At 43.7% G+C, this 17791-nt stretch carries 12 protein-coding genes and 1 tRNA gene; 8 read left to right on the top strand and 5 right to left on the bottom strand.

Annotated elements, in window-relative coordinates:
* Positions 1 to 96 precede the first annotated feature (96 nt).
* Positions 97 to 168, top strand: a tRNA-Gln gene (locus H6F44_RS07420).
* Positions 169 to 223: 55 nt separating this feature from the next.
* On the opposite strand, the gene H6F44_RS07415 is transcribed toward H6F44_RS07420, so the two are convergent.
* Positions 224 to 1915, bottom strand: a complete 1692-nt coding sequence (locus H6F44_RS07415) for an ABC1 kinase family protein (protein ID WP_190350322.1) — start codon at positions 1913 to 1915, stop codon at positions 224 to 226.
* A 128-nt stretch (positions 1916 to 2043) separates the two neighbouring features.
* Here H6F44_RS07415 and H6F44_RS23515 point away from each other — a divergent pair, with 128 nt between their 5' ends.
* The 5 genes from H6F44_RS23515 (at position 2044) to H6F44_RS07395 (ending at position 8977) form a co-directional block, all read left to right on the top strand.
* Positions 2044 to 2169: a hypothetical protein gene (locus H6F44_RS23515; protein ID WP_277874112.1), complete on the top strand. Its 126-nt coding sequence runs from the start codon at positions 2044 to 2046 to the stop codon at positions 2167 to 2169.
* A gap of 10 nt (positions 2170 to 2179) precedes the next feature.
* Positions 2180 to 2863: a hypothetical protein gene (locus tag H6F44_RS07410; RefSeq protein WP_190350321.1), complete on the top strand. Its 684-nt coding sequence runs from the start codon at positions 2180 to 2182 to the stop codon at positions 2861 to 2863.
* A 277-nt stretch (positions 2864 to 3140) separates the two neighbouring features.
* On the top strand, positions 3141 to 5720 hold the full coding sequence (locus H6F44_RS07405; protein WP_190350320.1) for an OmpA family protein: 2580 nt from the start codon (positions 3141 to 3143) through the stop codon (positions 5718 to 5720).
* A gap of 8 nt (positions 5721 to 5728) precedes the next feature.
* Positions 5729 to 6283: a Rab family GTPase gene (locus H6F44_RS07400; RefSeq protein WP_190350319.1), complete on the top strand. Its 555-nt coding sequence runs from the start codon at positions 5729 to 5731 to the stop codon at positions 6281 to 6283.
* 6 nt (positions 6284 to 6289) lie between these two features.
* Positions 6290 to 8977 carry an ATP-binding protein gene (locus H6F44_RS07395; RefSeq protein ID WP_190350318.1) on the top strand — a complete coding sequence of 896 codons (2688 nt, stop codon included), beginning with the start codon at positions 6290 to 6292 and terminating at the stop codon, positions 8975 to 8977.
* On the opposite strand, the gene H6F44_RS07390 is transcribed toward H6F44_RS07395, so the two are convergent.
* Both H6F44_RS07390 and hemL read right to left on the bottom strand, forming a co-directional pair.
* On the bottom strand, positions 8974 to 9591 hold the full coding sequence (locus H6F44_RS07390) for an ATP synthase subunit B family protein (RefSeq protein ID WP_190350317.1): 618 nt from the start codon (positions 9589 to 9591) through the stop codon (positions 8974 to 8976). The genes H6F44_RS07395 and H6F44_RS07390 overlap by 4 nt on opposite strands.
* A 250-nt stretch (positions 9592 to 9841) precedes the next feature.
* Positions 9842 to 11152, bottom strand: coding sequence for a glutamate-1-semialdehyde 2,1-aminomutase (gene hemL, locus H6F44_RS07385; protein WP_190350316.1), 1311 nt, complete (start codon positions 11150 to 11152; stop codon positions 9842 to 9844).
* A gap of 482 nt (positions 11153 to 11634) precedes the next feature.
* Here hemL and H6F44_RS07380 point away from each other — a divergent pair, with 482 nt between their 5' ends.
* A complete protein-coding gene (locus H6F44_RS07380) occupies positions 11635 to 12312 on the top strand; it encodes a response regulator transcription factor (protein WP_190350315.1) in 678 nt (225 codons plus the stop codon).
* Positions 12313 to 12424: 112 nt separating this feature from the next.
* Here the strand turns inward: H6F44_RS07380 and H6F44_RS07375 are convergent, their stop codons facing one another.
* Entirely contained in the window at positions 12425 to 14002 is a 1578-nt protein-coding gene (locus tag H6F44_RS07375) for a hypothetical protein (RefSeq protein WP_190350314.1), read from the bottom strand.
* 209 nt (positions 14003 to 14211) lie between these two features.
* Between H6F44_RS07375 and H6F44_RS07370 the strand changes: the two genes are divergently transcribed.
* Positions 14212 to 15858, top strand: coding sequence for an Hsp70 family protein (locus H6F44_RS07370; RefSeq protein ID WP_190350313.1), 1647 nt, complete (start codon positions 14212 to 14214; stop codon positions 15856 to 15858).
* Here the strand turns inward: H6F44_RS07370 and H6F44_RS07365 are convergent.
* Positions 15823 to 17766 (bottom strand): ATP-binding protein, encoded by a 1944-nt coding sequence (locus H6F44_RS07365; RefSeq protein WP_190350312.1) that lies wholly within the window; start codon positions 17764 to 17766, stop codon positions 15823 to 15825. The two genes, H6F44_RS07370 and H6F44_RS07365, sit on opposite strands and share 36 nt — an antisense overlap.
* Between the last annotated feature and the right edge of the window lie 25 nt (positions 17767 to 17791).

The raw sequence follows: 17791 nt of genomic DNA, 5'->3' as shown, positions 1-17791 counted from the left end.
GGTGATTTTTGTTAGTAGCAAAAGTTTTTTTGCAAGATTGTTGACAAAACCCGATATACATCTGCTATATTAGCTATCGCGCAATGGACGCATCAATGGGGTGTCGCCAAGCGGTAAGGCAGCTGGTTTTGGTCCAGCCATTCCGAGGTTCGAATCCTTGCACCCCAGTCTTATGTTAATTGAAAATAGAGGGCAGCACTACGTGCTGCCCTCTATTTTTTGTCTATGTTTCAGCGATATTATCAATTTTTTCGCGAATGGATAGTTGTATGAGACTACGGACTAGTGATAGTCCCGTCAAAGCGGCACATATAAAAATGGCGATCGCCCAATTGGCATAGGCGGTTGCACCGATCATGATTACGGCTCCTGTTAAAAATAAGAAGCCTGTCAAACAAGCATAGATTAAGGCTTTGACCGCAATATTAATGCGTTTGAGGGTGCGATCGCTTTCGGAAGACTTGACCTGAATCATTAATTCACCGCGCTCGATGCGTTCTTCTAAACGTTCTAGCAAAATCTCCATGTGACTAGGTTTATTCAATTGATATACCAAAAAGTCTTTGGCCTGTTGGGCGATCGCGCCCAAAGTATTACCGCGCCCCTTAGTCAAAACAATACTTTTGACAAAGGGTTGGGCGGCGGTGGTGAAATTGTAATCAGGGTCAAGGATGCGGGCGATGCCATCAAGGGTGGTGAGAGATTTTAGTAAATAGGTCATTTGTGGTGGCAAACGAAAGGGCTGCTTTTCAAAAATGGCAACGACTTCCCCCTTAATTTGTTCAAATTCATAGATATTCACAGGTCGCTCAGTAAAGCGATCTAGTACAAACTTGAGCATTCGCTTGACGGGACTCATATCGGCGATCGGTTCAATAAAGCCCATATTCATCAAAGAGTCTACGACTTCGTTGGTATCCTTACGAAGGACTGCAAAAAAGGTCTTGACCATTTGATCCTTTGCCATGGTTTTGACTTCAGCCATCATGCCATAGTCATAAAAAATAAGGCTACCCGTGGGGCTGACGGCTAAATTACCAGGGTGGGGATCGGCGTGAAAGAAGCCATCTTGTAAGAGTTGTTTTAAATAGCAGCAAATGCCCAATTGATTGATTTCTTTAGGATCGAGTCCGCAGGCTTCAAGGGCTTGGCGATCGTCCACCTTAATGCCAGGGACATACTCTAGGGTCAAAACCATTGATGTGGAATATTCCCAATAAACCTTGGGGACAATAATGCGGGGATAGCCCTGAAAATTCTTACGGAAGCGATCGGCGTTGCCCCCTTCGATCGCATAGTCAATTTCTTGATAAAGAACAGTGAAAAACTCTTGATAAATCCCTTGCAGATTGTATTTGCGCGTCCATGTCAAAAAGCGATCGCTAAATTTCAACAATTTGCCAACGGCCTGTAAATCTAGATCGAATAATCCCTTGAGTCCTGGGCGCTGCACCTTTACTACCACCTCTTCGCCCGTGTGCAGTGTTGCCCGATGCACCTGTCCTAAACTCGCCGCCGCAAGGGGAATCTCATCAAAATCGCGATAGATGGTATAGATCGATTTGCCTAACTCTACCTCAATAATTTCCCTCGCTTCTTTGCCACTGAAGGCAGGTACTTTGTCCTGAAGTTGAGAAAGGTTACTGATATATTCGGAGGGCAGTAGATCAACACGGGTGGAGAGCGATTGCCCAATTTTGATGAAGGTGGGACCGAGTTCTAGGAGATTGCGAACTAGCCAGTCGGCTCTATGGTTGCGGGTACGCGATGTATTGTCCTGCCAAAAGCGATCCCACCAAAGTTGGAAGATAAAAATAAATGCGGTGGTAAATACTTCGCGCTGGCGGGCAAGGGATGATTTTTTAAGACGTTGCCAGCGTAGCTTTTTTGGTGGTAATTGATCGATCGCAGACATACTTACACCGATGGCAAGAGTAAATTAGCCTTGTCACTTGTTAAATGCTACTACAGTATTCCAATCATACATAAACAATTCAGCGCAAAGTACTGTCGCTATAGGTGCTTTGATGTCAAGACTTTGCTATGGTTATCTATGTTTGGCGATCGCTGCGCCAAGTAGTTCCGCATGGCACGCAATTGTCATTCACGGTGCAAATGCATCGTAATTGTCGCCAAGGTCACGGTTTAGTAGGCTTTAACTATTTCTAGAGGTAATCTAATGGGTGAAATCACCAAAGACGAGATTCGCGAGAGATTAGGTAATATTGACCAAATTCGCGACATCATTTTCGGCGCACATTTACGCGAGTACAACAGTCGCTTGGACAAGGCTGAGGCTGATATTGCCGCAATGCAGCAAGATGTCCGCGATCGCCTCACCGACATAAAAAGCACATTTACCCTTGAACTACGCACAGCCGTAGAGTCAATTGATAAACGCCTCCGTAATATTGCCAGTGCAGCACAAGAAGAAACTGCCGACTTACGTCAACAGTTTGACCGCATTAGTCGCAAATTTACTAATAACTTTGAGATCCTTGATGAAGCGATCGAGACTCAAAGGGTGGCACTGCGTGATGAGCTATCCCAAACCCGCGATAGCTTGCAAAATGATAGTCGTGAATTGCGATCGCTAGTACTAGAAGAGCTAGATCGCCATTTTTCGATTTTGCGTGACGATAAACTCTCCAAAGACGATATGGCAGAGTTGCTTTTTGAATTAGGAATGCGCCTTAAGGGTTCGGAGTTTGTACCTGAATTGCGCCAAGTTGTGGAGGAGAAGGTTGAAGAAAAGTATGAACAGGTATTAATTGCCCCAGAGCCTGAGGTAAAACCTACCCGTGCGACAGCCGCCACCGAAACAACGACCACAACCACCAAGGCGAGAACCAAGCGCGTCTAGGTCATACAGCACTTAGCGCCCAAACCAAAATCACCTGTCAGACAAGATGTCTGACCTACAAATTTAAAATCCCTTAAAAGCAGGCATACTGCCCACTTTTAAGGGGTATTTGTCAGTCAATCAGTAAATCAAGGGAAAATTTGGGTGGTGCTGCAAAGCAAAGTTTTCAAATTTTTTCTTGGCTTAGGTTTGAGCGCAAAGCACAGTAAGTCACAAACAAGGGGCTTAAGCATGACTGAAAACTGCAATATCTGAACCTTTTGCCTAGCTATGTCATATGTCAGAGCGCCGAGACAATCTTCAAGATAATGACCTCATTGATATTGAGAACTTGCTGAGTTTGCTCTCTAATTTGAGCCTTGGGTCAAATGCTAAAGGGGCGCAAACTTTAGGTAAGATTGGTGGCCTAGAGGCTAACTCAGATAATCTGTTTACAGACGATCGCCAAGCCAATCAAGAACAGGAATTAGTCAGTGAACCTGAGCCAGATTTAGTCCGATCATCAAGTTTTTATGATTTCCCCGATCTCATAGATGAACTGCCCTTTCTAAAAAACATTCCGCCAGCGATCGCACCCAAAGCAGAGCCAACAACATCTCCTGTAGGGGCATTGCTAGCTGAAGGGGCGACCGTTGAAACAAGCACAATTAATCTAATTCAAGAATTGGCGATCGGTTCGGCTGAGCTACCGATGGAGATGCCTACGCAAGGAGATTCGGGGGATGATGATGCAATTCACGCACTGCAAGGGATATTGGTAGTTCCAGAGCTAGCGGATTTACGCAATTTTAAAGTTGCGGTTGAGCAGAAGTTGGGGATTGTGGAGAGTCAGGTTAATAGCCCTGAAATGTTTAACAAAATTAAGGACTTAGAAAACATCATTGCTGATGCCGCCAGTGGCTTTAGTGAGCTTGACTCAAAGTTGCTGAAGCTAGGCAATATCCAAAATACGATTCCTGAAGAAATAGCAAAGGTACGCGATCGCATAGCAGAGCTAGAGCAACAACTTCAAGATCCCCAAGCATTAGTCCAGCTTCTGCTGCCGATTATAGCTGAGATATTAAGCTTAAAAGCTAGTCAGTCAAGGGATGAGATGTGTCAAGCGATTATGCCAATTATTGCGGAAGTAATTTTTGAGCGATCGCAATTAGATCACGTTGCCATGAGTCGCGCCATCGCCGACTTACTGCCCAGCGCCATCAGCAGCCAAATCATTAACAGCCCTGATGATATTGCCAAAGCGATCGCCCCAGAAATGGGTTCAGCCATCCGTGAGCAAATTCGCCTTGACCGCCATGCCATCATCAATGCCCTCGCCCCAGAGATGGGTTCAGCCATCAAACGGCAGATCGAACTAGAGCGCGACTCAATGGTTGATGCTCTATATCCAGTGATTGGTAATACGATCTCCAAATATTTTGCAGAAGCCATTCGTTCAATTAACTCAAAAATTGAAAATACATTCAGCCCTGAAGGCATACAACGTAAACTGCGGGCAAAGCTGCAAGGCGTTTCTGAAGCCGAACTAATCCTTAAAGAATCAGTTCCTTATGAAGTACAGGCAGTTTTTTTGATCCATAACCTGTCAGGGTTGATCATGATCGACATCCAGCAAAGTGATTTCGATACAAAAACGGAGCCAATAGATGCCGATATGTTAGCGGGAATGCTCACTGCCATCCGCAGTTTTGCCAGTGAATGTATCTCAAAAAACCAAGACAACTCGGAACTGGATGCTATTAACTATAGCGGCTCGAAAATCATCATCGAAGTGGCAGGCTATTGCTATCTTGCCGTGATTGTCCAAGGCGAACCCGATGCAGCTTTTATAGATAAGGTGCGGCATCTGTTTGGTAAAACTGTGCAGGCTTACGGCGATCTCTTCAAGGATTTTGACGGAGACACAGCCACGATTCCCCTAGAGGTGCAGACATGGCTACAGCCCCTCATCGCGAGTCCAAAATCAAGAACTAATCAAAAATCATCCCTAAACCTTTTGCTATGGGGCGGGTTGCTATTGGTGGGACTGTTAGCAATTCCCATCGGGTTTTATCAATATTTTGCTTACCGCGATCGCCAACTAGAAAATCATGTGATAGAAGCCCTAGTCAGCACGCCCGAATTAGGCGTATATCGCCTCTATGCCCAAGTCGAGGGCGATCGCCTCACCCTATCAGGCAAACTGCCTAGCCCATACCTCCGCGACCAAGCCCTGCAAGTTACCACCAATGCCGCCAAGAGAGAGCGTGCTGCTACATTAACCGTCAACAATAAGATCCATGTCGTCAATGTCCCGCCCGATCCAGCCTTAGTTGCCCAAGCCGTCCAACGACTCACCCAAAACCTTAACTCTACAGAAGGCATCCAAATCCAAACACAACTGCAATCTGGTACTGTGACAATTTTAGGACAGGTCGAACAACCCCAACAAATCCCCAAAATCACCCAAGCCTTTAGTAAAATCGCAGGGATCAACATCGTTAGCAATGCGATCGCCATTCAGTTAGCCCCCTTAACCACCCGCATTTACTTTGAATTTCTTAGCACCACAATATCACCGCAAGAATTAGGTAAAATAGTAGAGGTTAAGGCATTTTTAGATCGCTATCCCGAATACCACGTCAATATTTGGGCTAAAAGTGACAACATTGGCGATCAGCAAATCAACGAGCGTCTCAGCTTGCAACGCGCTCAAACAGTCAAAGATGCCCTCATCCAAAAAGGTATTGCTGCTCAACGCTTACATATTTCTGGAATAATAAGTATGCCGAGTATGTCTCCTCAACAGTCTTTTGAGCCGTTAGCAAGATGGATAGAGTTTCAGACAGCCATAAAACCCAGATCGCCCCATCAGTAGCTAAATAAATGCACAGCACTTCCAAAGTAATCGCTCAGAAAATATGTCTTGTGGGTGACTTTAGTGTTGGTAAAACTAGCTTAATCCGTCAGTTTGTCGATCAACAATTTAGCGATCAATACTTGTCAACCGTCGGCGTGAAAATTTCTCGTAAGCTAGTATCTCTATCAAACCAAGCCAATCTCTCCTCTGAGGACAATCTGCAATTACAGTTAATCGTATGGGACATCGAAGGACATACAAAATTCAAGAGTATTGCCCCCAACTATCTACAAGGCGCTAAGGGTGCTGTCATCGTTGGTGATGTCACTAGACAGTCGACTATCCAAAACCTAGAATCACATATTCATCTAATTCATTCAGTTAATCCTAAGTCAGTCTTAGTAATTGCTTTAAATAAAGTTGACCTCATCAAACCATCTGAACAAGAAAAATTATTAAATTATCTTTGCCTAAAACTATCCGTTACCAAGGACACTATTAAATTAACTTCGGCAAAGACTGGGGAAGGTGTAGACGAGATTTTCTATAACTTAACCCAACAAATATTGAGTATAGGTTAGTACCATATGAAACAATCACACATTCTCAAAAAACTACTTACAGCATCCGATCGCTCATTTATTATAATTAACCGTAACCTTACAATTACTGATAGCTCTATTGGTGTAGAAAACTTTTCGGTATATCCCGATGCCAAAATTATCGATAGAGATATACGCGAAGCTTTCCCAGAAACAATTGGATTAGAAGATATATTTCAAAAGATTTGGGATCATCAACTTACTAGCTTTGAGATTAAGGGAGTTTGTCGAGACAACGACAATTATGGCAGTTTATATTTTGACTTTTATATTATTGCAACCAATGAAATAAATGAGGCTGACAAAGAAATCATTATTTGTATTGAAGATACCACCGAAATAATGATGATGTCTCAAACTTTATTGCAGAGGGCAAATGAAGCTGAGCTTTTATCCAATGCACTCCTCCAATCTAAGGAATATATAGATAAGATAATATCAGCGATGGCAGATGCTTTAATAGTTACAAATCATCAAGGCATCATCAAAACTGTTAATAAAGCAGCTTTAAATTTGTTTGGTTATAAACATCATGAATTAATTAATAAATCTATTGAAATACTATTTAAAGATACTGTACAAATGGAAATAGTCCATTGCAAATGCTTAGGAATGAGCTTGCATAATCAAGTAACTTATTCCTATAAAAATAGAGATAATCAACCAGATTTTAATAATATTGAAATCCTTTGCGTTTCTAAGAAATCAGAGGAAATTCTAGTTTCTTTTTCCTGTGCAACCATCTTTGACTATCACAGTGAATTAGATAATATATTTGATAAGGAATATAGTTTTGTCTATATAGGTCGAAATATCACGGAAATCAAGCTTAAAGAACAGGCATTAATAAAGGCGAAGCAAGAGGCTGAAAAATCGGCTCAGGCAAAAAGTTATTTCTTGGCTAATATGAGCCATGAAATCCGCACTCCTATGAATGGCGTGCTAGGTATGACAGAATTGCTTTTAGGTACAAATCTTGATCAAATTCAAACAGAATATGCTGAGAATATTCAACTGAGTGGCAACCTCCTACTAAGCTTAATTAATCGTATTCTTGATCTATCAAAGTTAGAACAGCAAAAGTTAGAGTTGGAATTAACTAGTTTTAACTTGGAAGAATGCATGGAGATCATTACAGAACTTTTTGCTTTACAAGCTCATAGTAAGGATTTAGAAATAAATGTAATTTTCGCTGAGGATTTACCGAGTTTTCTGATTGGTGACGTGGTAAGACTAAAGCAAATATTGATTAATTTGGTGGGCAATGCCATTAAGTTTACTAATAGTGGTGAAATATTAGTCCTCGTTGAACGCGATCGCACATTTACCCAAGATTCTCCAATCCATCTCAAGTTTTCTGTGATTGATACGGGTATCGGCATTCCTATTGAGGATCAACCCAAGCTATTTCAGCCCTTCTCGCAGGTAGAGGCTTCTACCAACCGCCGTTTTGGTGGCACTGGTCTAGGATTAGCCATTAGTAAACAACTGGTGCAGCTAATGGATGGCGAAATTGGGGTATCTAGTCCTATAACCGATGATGGTAAAGGTACTAATTTCTGGTTTCAATTACCATTTACAGTTGATTCTAATCTTAATAGTTTTCCTAATCCTGAGCATAAGCATCAAAGTGATCATCAAAATGACCATCAAAGTCAGCAATATTCAACTAATTATCTAGTTAACAGTTCTGCTAAACAAGTTGAGCCAACAAAATTATTAACAGATAAACATATTTTAGTAATAGATACTAATACTAATAGTCATTTGGCGATGCAATATTATTTGTCTAAGTTTAATGCCACGGTCTATAGGGCTAGCAACTATCTAGAGGCGATCACTTGTCTAGATAGTTGCAATAGTGATGGGCATCCCATCAATCTGGTGTTGATCGATTGGCAACTAACTAGTTTTGGCGATCTGAACCACAAGTCATCCATTGACTCGCATAAAAATGACTCACATAAAAATTTAGTATCGCAAATTCGCCAGCAAGTGAGGTTTGCAACATTACCCTTTGTCATCGTTTTGCGATCTGACCATCAGCAATTAGCCCATCAGGCGATCGCATCTGGCTTTAAAGCCCATATTGTCAAGCCTTTGAAGGGGCAGCGAATTTTAAAAGCAATATTAACTGCCTTAGATGCCAGTAAAAGCTCCAACAAAGCAACCCATGAATTAACTCATACAGCATTTTGCAAGCCAATTCATGTGCCAGTGCGTGAATCATCGTCAAATATCCACAGTTTGAGTAGCACCCAAAATGACGAGCTGAAAAATCTACAGGTCTTACTAGCCGAAGACAATGTAGTTAATCAAAAAATTACCCTGTCTTATCTCTCCCAAATAGGATGCCAAGCCGACCTTGCCGAAAATGGAGAACAGGTATTACAGCTATTGCCAACTAAAAATTACGACATCATCTTGATGGATTGTCAGATGCCGCTATTAGATGGCTATGCCACCACCCGTGCCATTCGTCAGGCTGAAGCACAGTCGTCAAGTGGCAACCGCATCATGATTATTGCAATGACTGCTAATGCTTTTAAGGAAGACCGCGATCGCTGTTTGGAGTCGGGTATGAATGACTATCTGAGTAAGCCCATTCGTAAAAAGCAATTGCAGGAAACCCTTGAGTATTGGATGGCACAAAGGAAAAAGTTAGAGATCTAAAGCCTTAGCTCTTTACGCCCATTTTGAACAATTTTGATCATGTCAAGCAATTGAGATTCGAGATTACCTAGGACGCGATCGCTATATTCATCAGCCCCGCGCTGCATATCCTGCACCTCACCCGTGACACGTTGATGTAGTAGATCGAGATCCTTTTGCGCTTGGCGGCGCATTTGGTTGACCTCATTGAGAGCTTGCGATCGCATCTGCTCGCACTCTTCTTGCAACTGACGGCGAATTTGGCTTGCCTCTTGCTCAGCCTGACGGATAATTACGGACTCTTCTAGCAGTTGCCCCGCTCTCAATTCTGCGGACTTCATCAGCTTGTCTGCATATTGTTGTGCATCATCTAGCAACTCTTGCTTATACATCAAGATTTCTTCAGCCTTAGCGATCGACTCAGGCACTGACAGCCGCACCCGATCAATTTGTTGACAAAGCTTTTCCTCGTCAACAACAGTATGCCCCATAACCCTTGGACCACTCTCCAGCACCATTTCCTCTAGTTGGTCTAGCTCTCTGTGCAGACTCATATAATAGTCAGCACGAGTCAAGGGAGCGCCATTTTGACTACCATTAAATTTATTACCAGCAGTTGAGTTTTCTGTCAGCATCAGGGTTTGTGTATAAGAAATTTCAATGCTTGGGGATTTGGGTGCTGTTTTGCCAGACTTGGAATATGACTGAAAAAGCCATCCAAGTAACACCTGAAATAATATTAAACAACTTTAACTAAATTTATTCAAATTTGCATCTGTTAATTTGCATCTGTCATCAATTGACAAAGCTAGAGGTGAGTAGTGGTGCTTTTTGCTGTACTCACCTCTAGGAGAGAGAAGAGTTAAGCCCTTCTCTCATCTAAGCCTAGGCGGGGATTTGAGCTAGAACGGCTCTTGCTGCCTCTAGGGTGGCGGCAACATCGGCATCAGTATGGGCAAGAGAGGTAAATCCTGCTTCAAACTGTGATGGGGCAAGATAAACCCCATGCTCTAGCATTCCACGATGAAATTTGGCAAATTTGCTGGTGTCACTGGTTTTTGCATCTTCGTAGTCATAAACCTGCTGCTCGGTAAAAAACATTCCAAACATGGCACCAATCAAATTGCCTGTAGCCTTATGTCCTGTCTCATGGGCGATCGCCAGCATCCCATCAGCTAACTTCTTGGTAATTTGCTCTAGATATTCATAGGAACCCGCACGCTTGAGAATTTCTAGGGTCTTAATCCCTGCGGTCATCGCCAAGGGATTGCCCGACAAAGTACCTGCCTGATACATGGGACCTGCGGGGGCAACCATTGCCATGATGTCCTTGCGCCCACCATAGGCTCCTACGGGCAAGCCGCCACCGATCACCTTGCCCATGGTCGTTAGGTCAGGTGTGATCCCAAATCTCGCCTGTGCGCCACCATAGGACAGACGGAATCCTGTCATGACTTCATCAAATACTAGCAAAGCACCATACTGATGGCAGAGATCCTTAAGCCCTTGCAAAAATCCTTCCTTAGGCACAATGCAACCCGCATTACCCACCACTGGCTCAATAATTACGCCCGAAATTTGATCAGGATTTTCGGCAAATAAGGCTTTGACCGCATCAAGATCGTTATAGGGCGCAGTGAGGGTATTGGCAGTTGTCGATTTAGGTACACCAGGAGAGTCGGGCAGCCCAAGGGTGGCCACCCCAGAGCCTGCCTTAACGAGAAACATATCCGCATGACCGTGATAGCAGCCCTCAAACTTGATGATCTTGTCTCGACCTGTAAAAGCTCGCATCAGCCGTAATACGGACATACAAGCCTCTGTACCTGAGTTAACAAAGCGCACCATCTCCACACTAGGTACTGCTTCGATCACCATTTCTGCTAGTTGGTTCTCGAGTACACAAGGCGCACCAAAGCTAGTCCCTTTTTCGAGGGCTTTGTGTAATGCTTCGATGACTTCAGGATGGGAATGCCCCACGATCGCTGGTCCCCATGAGCCGATGTAATCAATATATTTATTGCCATCGATGTCCCAAGCATAAGCACCATTGACGCGATCGAACACAATCGGCTCACCACCAACAGACTTAAAGGCGCGGACTGGTGAACTCACCCCACCAGGCATCAAATGCTTAGCCTTGGCAAAAATGTCTTGGGATGCGGTGGTTTTAAAAGCAGATAAGTTCGCAATCATTGTTAATAAATGTTAATAATTTTTTAATTGAGGTTGTAATTTAGCTTTTATAGCGGCTTCAACAGGGGTAATCGCTGCTTGGCATATCAGTTGTGCCTTAATTCTCATTATCGAATCATTTTTGAGGTTTTCAGCGCCCCTACGATCAAAAATCCTAGAAACACCATTAACTCAAATAGCCAATTTGATCCTAGATCGCCAAGATGCTCTCACAGAGAGCTTTTCAGCGAATCTTGTTTTTGACTTTTGATATACTAAGAAATGTTACAATTTCGCAATAATACTTAAATTTTTGCATACGTGAAAAAATCTTATAGATCTCGGATATGATGCAATGGTGTAGGTTACGATTCTGTTAGCGAAGTTTATAGTTTATAAAGTTTATAAAGTTTATACTCTGAATAAACCAGTGGCTTATTACCAGCTAACTTATGATCAAAAACCTATTGCAGCATAACAAACTAAGATTTTGCTCGACGACAATGAGAATTCTACTTGTAGAAGATGATGCCAATTTGGCTGACACATTAGCAGAAGTGCTAACTGGTCAGCATTGCGTTGTGGATATTGCGCGAGACGGGGAAGAGGGTTGGGAAAAATCTCAATCTGATGATTACAACCTGATCTTGCTAGATGTGATGCTACCTAAACTCGATGGCATTAATTTATGCCGTCGTCTAAGGGCGCATAGCAACAATATCCCTATTTTGATGGTGACGGCTCTGGATATGAGCTCTGACAAGGTTCAGGGCTTGGATGCAGGGGCTGACGATTATCTCGTTAAGCCCATTGATCCGCCTGAGCTGATGGCTCGTATCCGTGCATTGTCTCGCCGTGCGAAGGTTGCAGAACCCACTGTCCTGCGATGGGGCGAACTGCAATTAGACCCAGGGATGCATGAAGTTTCTTACACTGGTCAATCAGTGCATTTAACTCCTAAGGAATACAACATTTTAGAGTTGTTACTCCACCATGGTCGCCAAGTGCTAAAACGGATCACGATCGTGGAACATGTTTGGTCACTGAATGATCCACCTAGGGAAGATACTATCAATGCCACAATCAAGAGCTTACGCAATAAGCTGAAGGGCGCTGGCGCTCCTCATAATTTGATTGAGACCATTCATGGTGTTGGTTATCGCTTGAGCCAACTTTCATAGGTTATAGCTGTTGCTAGCCCTGCTAGGGCATAAAACGAAGACAAGAGGCGGTGCTTAGCACTGCCTCTTGTCTTTGTTGTGTCAAAGGAATGGCATATTCCCTTGTTGCTTGTTACTTAGCGATGATCTTGACGGGTGTGGTTGTTGATGCTGACAAATCTGTGAGTGGGGCAATGGTTTCGGTGGGGCTTGTTTTTGCATCGACTTTGACTTCGCCATTACCATCTCCCTTAATTTGGGTTTCAGTTTGGGCTTTGGGTTTACTTTGCGGCAGAGCTATATTCTGAGAAGGGGTTGGCATTTTTTCTAAAGCTTTCTCAGGAGACTTCTCCACAGCCTTGGTCGTGATTGGTGGGTTGGCTGGGGCAGTTGCTGGTTTAACCACAGGCTCAGGGGCTGTTTTAATTGCCGCAGGGCTTACGGGCGCGATTTTGATTGGAGGTGGGCTGATGACTTTGGGCTGATCTAGAGGCTTTGTCGGTACGGCGGGTATAGCGGAGGGGGCTGTGGTGGTTTGGGGCTTGGCGATCGCTGCCTCAGGTTTAGGGGTGTCCTTAATGATTTCTGGTTTAGCTTCTTTGGCGACTTCAGGAGCAGATTCTTTTATGACTTCAGGGGCAGATGCTTTTACGGCTTCTGGAGTTGCAGTGACCGCAGGAGCAGATTCGGGAATATCGATCGCTGGGGCAGGGGTTTCCACGGGGGCAGGGGGGACATAGTTAGGATCAACGATCGCATCAATATTGGCAATCTTTTCACCACTGACTAGGCGCGATAATGTATCTGTGCCATTGGGTTGGTAATTAATCAGGTGCGCCGTGCTGTTGAATACATTGGCGATCGCATCACCATCCTCTTCGATCAACTCCAGCTTGACCCAGTTTTTGCCGTTTTTGAAGCCCTTAAGATAAATTGGCTCCCAACGGTCTAAGGTAAAGCTCTGACCATCAATGGTGGCGCGAATTTGCCAATCATCGATCTCAGGATCTTCTTGGGCTAACAAGTGTAAAGGAGCATTCTGGATATAAAAGTCCAGCATAATTGGCTCAGCGCCATAGGTTCCCACAGGGCGGCTGTAGGTAAGTAAGGGGGTTTTGGGATCGGGATTATTCTCATCGGTCTTAGTCAAGACATTAAAAGATACCTGTGCGTAAGCCCCCTGATTTTTGAAGCTTTCGTGCCAAGGGCGGGAGGCAAAGGCGCGGATTGTGTGTGTACCAGGGCTAAGGTTGGTAAATGTTGCAGCTTGGCTCAAATCGTAGACTGCCTTATATTCTTGATTGTCCAAAGTGACATGGATATGTGGTCCTAGCCCAAATTCAGCATTTTTGAAAATTGGCAGGTCTTTAACGTCAAACTTGACGGCAACCTCAGTTTCAGTAAGCACCTGATTGGGGGCTGGGCTAAGAATACTGATTTGTGGTGTGTAACGATCTAGTAGGCGGCTTAAGCGTTGAATTTCACTTGGTGGCGAAACTTCTGTAAATTTAACAATTTCGGGCTGTTTGCTAACGACCTCATTCTTCGCTGTAGATTTGTTGGAGCCACCGCAGGCTGTGAGTGTAAAGCACAGGGCGATCGCCACCATAACACTGGTTAACTTTTGCCAAGAGAGGTTACGCCAAACAGTTTGTGTTCTTGGAATTTTGTTTTTGTCTTCGGGATGGTTAGAGTTTGCGATCGCGCTCATAAAAACTATGCTCAACTCACATTACACAAGCAAATATACAAGAAAGGAGGAGCGCTTTACTATAAATTGGGTGTATATGAATTTCTAGGCAAATCTGACTATACCAAGGTGGCGACTCCCATCACTGTTGTCTCACTGTATCAGGGATGATCACGCCTTGAGGCTGAGTGCTGTCAAAATTAGTTTTCTGGTGATGGTAATAACTGTCTATGCAATATGCGATCGATTTTGGTACAAGTAACACGGTGGTGGCACGGATCAATGAACAAGGCGTAGTTGAGACGGTGAGTCTTGATGGCTATAGTGATTTGGTGGCAAATAATCCGCCTTTGATACCGAGCTACGTCTATGTGCAGAATGCGGTAACTGAGGATGTGTTGATTGGTCAGCAGGTAAGCGATCGCGGTTTGGACAGACAGACTGGTCGACAAATACAGGAGCCAAGATTTTTTAAAGCTTTTAAAAGAGGCATTGGCGCTCAAGTGGCGTTTGTGCCTGAGCTAGATGGCTGTGAGGTGGGCTTTGAGTTGGTGGGGAAATGGTTTTTACGGAAATTGATCCAGCAATTGCCTGATGTGGATTCTCTGATCTTTACGGTTCCTGTAGATAGTTTTGAACCCTATCGCCAATGGCTAGGAAATGTATGTGCAGAACTGCAAATTGCTCAAGTACGCATGATCGATGAGCCAACGGCGGCAGCTTTGGGCTATGGAATTAGTGGTGGTGATGAGCGGGTTTTGGTGGTGGACTTCGGCGGCGGCACTTTAGATTTATCTTTGGTGCAGTTGACATTTGGACAGGGGCAGATGCAGTCTGAATCGACATCTCAGCGCCGATCGCCTTTGGGAGTTCTTTTAAAATGGGGCGATCGATTGTTCAATCAAAGTAACGATGCAGCGAACTCATCAAGCAATGCAATCAATTCTTCAGTGGCAAGGGTGATTGCCAAAACGGGTCAGAATCTGGGGGGTATTGATATTGACAATTGGATTTTTGATTACTTTCAGCGATCGCTAGGATTGCCCAAAGATATATTCAAAAATTCCTTAGTAATGAGATTAGTGGAACGTATTAAAATTGCTTTGTCGAATGGGGAATCATTTACAGAAGTATATTTTGATGATCAAAATTTTGCATCCTATGAGTTAACCTTAACGCGATCGCAGTTACGCGAAATTCTTGAACAGCATAAATTTTTTGTCAGTTTGGATAAGGCATTATCGCAAATTCAACAACAGGCAATGCGTCAGAATTTTGATTGGGAATCTATTGATGCGGTGCTGTTTGTGGGCGGCACATCACAAATTAGCGCTGTGCAAGATTGGGCTTTAGGACGTTTTGCATCATCAAAACTGAAGTTCGATAAACCCTTTGAGGCGATCGCCCATGGTGCGATTGTGCAAAATTGGCAACTGCAAGATCTGCTATACCATAGTTACGGCATTCGCTATTGGGATAAGCGCTATAAACGCCAAAATTGGCATCCGATCATCAAAGCTGGGCAAACCTATCCCTTAGAAAAGCCTGTGGAATTGACTCTGGGCGCTTCGGTGGCAAAGCAACCAAGCATCGAATTGGTGATTGGTGAGTTGGGCGAAACGGATGTGGAAGTCTATTTTGAGGACGATCGCTTGATTACGCGGCTTTTAGATAAAAAGCAAGTAGCAGTGCAGGTTCTCAATGATAGCGATCAAGGTCGAGTAATTGCCAAGCTTGACCCTTTAGGAGAAATTGGCAGTGATCGCATAATGGTATTCTTTCAAGTAGATCGCGATCGGCAATTAATCATCACTGTTTTGGACTTGCTAACTAAGCAAAATCTATTGGAGGATATGCCCGTAGTTCAGCTTATTTAACGCATTAAATTGTAACGCATTAAATTCTTCCATTTGTGCCATTTCTGATTTCATGCCTAATCGATAGAAACTTTCTTTTGCCTTAATTCCCCATTCCTGTGATCGCTCAAAATTACCTTTAGCAAATTCGAGTCTGGCATAACACCGCTCAAAAAAGGCGATTCTCTGGCGATCATGATTGCGTTCGGCGGCGATAAAGCCTGTCATTAACAATTTTTCGGCTTTCGGGAAATCACCTTCAATGATGGCAATATCGGCGAGCCAGCCTCTAGTGTAATTAGTGTAGCGCTGCCATTGAATTTTTAGAGCTAAATCTAGAGCCGCTTGATAGAGTTCCTTTGCTTTGACATAATTTTGCTCTTGATAGAATAGATCGGCTGCGGTACATAGTCCATAAATCTGGAAACGTGTGCGATCAGGATCTTCAAGTTCTAAGGTGAGGCGATCGCAGGTTTCACTCCATTGACGTGCTGTTGGGTAATCGCCTTTGCGAATATACAGAATTGCCAGATTATCGGCAATCTCACAGCGCGTAAACATTGAGCCATAGTCATTGCTAAGTTGCCATCCATAGGACAAATGATGTTCAGCATAGTCAAGTTGTCCCATCATTAGCATAATCCAACCACCCATCGACTTTAACTGGACAACCGTCAGCCAATCTTCACGACGTTCACCCGCCTCGATCACCCAGCCTAAAATTGCCATGCCGCGATCCCAGTGTCCATATAGATAGAGGTAATAGGCAAGGCTAACGCCAATGTCGCGCCCATCGATATAGCGATCTCGGATCGCGCACCAATCGAGAACTGAAGCCAGATTTTCCCATTCGGCTTCAAGATAGTCGTACTGTGAATGCCAGTCGCCCCAATCCTTGCCACCATATTTCTGAGAGAATTCCAAATGCCAATTTATCCAGCGATCGCGCATTTCTGCTTCCTTTTCACTTTGCCTTTGCAATTCTTGAAGCGCATATTCACGGGTCAGCGCGGACATTCCATAGCGCTCTCCTTCTTGAAAGACCAAAGAAAGCCTCTCCAATTTTGTTAAACTTTCGCTGGCGATGACATCATTTGCTTCTAGCCCTGCCACAGAAATTAATGCCTCACGTCTGGGACTTTGATGAAATAACGCGATCGCCAATAGCAACTGATAGGCAGGTCTATGGGAAATAGATTGAATAGAATTTTCAAAACAAAATCTACCAATATCGGCAAATAATTGGATGGCTGGATCAATCAGATTAGCAAGGGGGAAACCATTAGCCAACTGCCCGATCGCATAAATCAATGCCACAGGTACACCACCAAAACGTTGATAAAGTTGCAATATTTCGGCATCACTAAGATCGAGTCCCTTTTCATCAGCTTGTTGGACAATTAGTTCCAAACTATCCATTTCTGATAATGCCCCCAAACGTAATGGCGCATAAATAACTTGCAGTTCGCGACTAGTGATCACTGCTTTGGTTGTATTTGGCAAGTCATTGAGAAAGCTAATAATCTTCTCTTTGTCTTCAATAGTCTCTAGGTTGTCAATGATCAAAAGTGTAGATTGGGCGCTCAAAGCTTCTCTCACTTTCTGAAACTGTTCATCAGGATTAATCGCTTGGGTAATGGCTGGTGCATCAAGGGTGGTCGCGATCGCTTGGAATATATCGAGCAAACTAACCTGGCGTTTGAGCTTGGCGGTAATGCCTGTGGGCAATAGATTACTTTCTTTTGCAGATACAAAAATAATTGCCTCAAATTGCGGAGGCAAAACCTCTAAATCTGGAGTACTCAGTAACTTTAAATCGCCTTTATTCTCGCGTAAGTACCGATATTCTAAACCTGACGGGGCGACAAAAGATATGGGAAGTATGAGTAGATGGGGATTTGAGGATTTAAGATAAAAAAGATAGGTCAAGTCATAGTAAGTATGACCTATCTAG

Source organism: Pseudanabaena cinerea FACHB-1277, from assembly GCF_014696345.1.
Lineage (GTDB): Bacteria > Cyanobacteriota > Cyanobacteriia > Pseudanabaenales > Pseudanabaenaceae > Pseudanabaena > Pseudanabaena cinerea.
Note: the sequence above shows the minus strand (reverse complement) of the source record. Positions and strands in the feature narration are given on the sequence as shown.

What these genes read in the sequence shown, in the direction of transcription:
- H6F44_RS07390 (WP_190350317.1), bottom strand. Translation starts at nt 9,591, where the DNA reads ATGCTGACAGAAAACTCAACTGCTGGTAATAAATTTAATGGTAGTCAA.
- H6F44_RS07410 (WP_190350321.1), top strand. Translation starts at nt 2,180, where the DNA reads ATGGGTGAAATCACCAAAGACGAGATTCGCGAGAGATTAGGTAATATT.
- H6F44_RS07400 (WP_190350319.1), top strand. Translation starts at nt 5,729, where the DNA reads ATGCACAGCACTTCCAAAGTAATCGCTCAGAAAATATGTCTTGTGGGT.
- H6F44_RS23515 (WP_277874112.1), top strand. Translation starts at nt 2,044, where the DNA reads ATGGTTATCTATGTTTGGCGATCGCTGCGCCAAGTAGTTCCGCATGGC.
- H6F44_RS07375 (WP_190350314.1), bottom strand. Translation starts at nt 14,002, where the DNA reads ATGAGCGCGATCGCAAACTCTAACCATCCCGAAGACAAAAACAAAATT.
- H6F44_RS07380 (WP_190350315.1), top strand. Translation starts at nt 11,635, where the DNA reads ATGAGAATTCTACTTGTAGAAGATGATGCCAATTTGGCTGACACATTA.
- H6F44_RS07415 (WP_190350322.1), bottom strand. Translation starts at nt 1,915, where the DNA reads ATGTCTGCGATCGATCAATTACCACCAAAAAAGCTACGCTGGCAACGT.
- H6F44_RS07370 (WP_190350313.1), top strand. Translation starts at nt 14,212, where the DNA reads ATGCAATATGCGATCGATTTTGGTACAAGTAACACGGTGGTGGCACGG.
- H6F44_RS07405 (WP_190350320.1), top strand. Translation starts at nt 3,141, where the DNA reads ATGTCAGAGCGCCGAGACAATCTTCAAGATAATGACCTCATTGATATT.
- H6F44_RS07395 (WP_190350318.1), top strand. Translation starts at nt 6,290, where the DNA reads ATGAAACAATCACACATTCTCAAAAAACTACTTACAGCATCCGATCGC.
- hemL (WP_190350316.1), bottom strand. Translation starts at nt 11,152, where the DNA reads ATGATTGCGAACTTATCTGCTTTTAAAACCACCGCATCCCAAGACATT.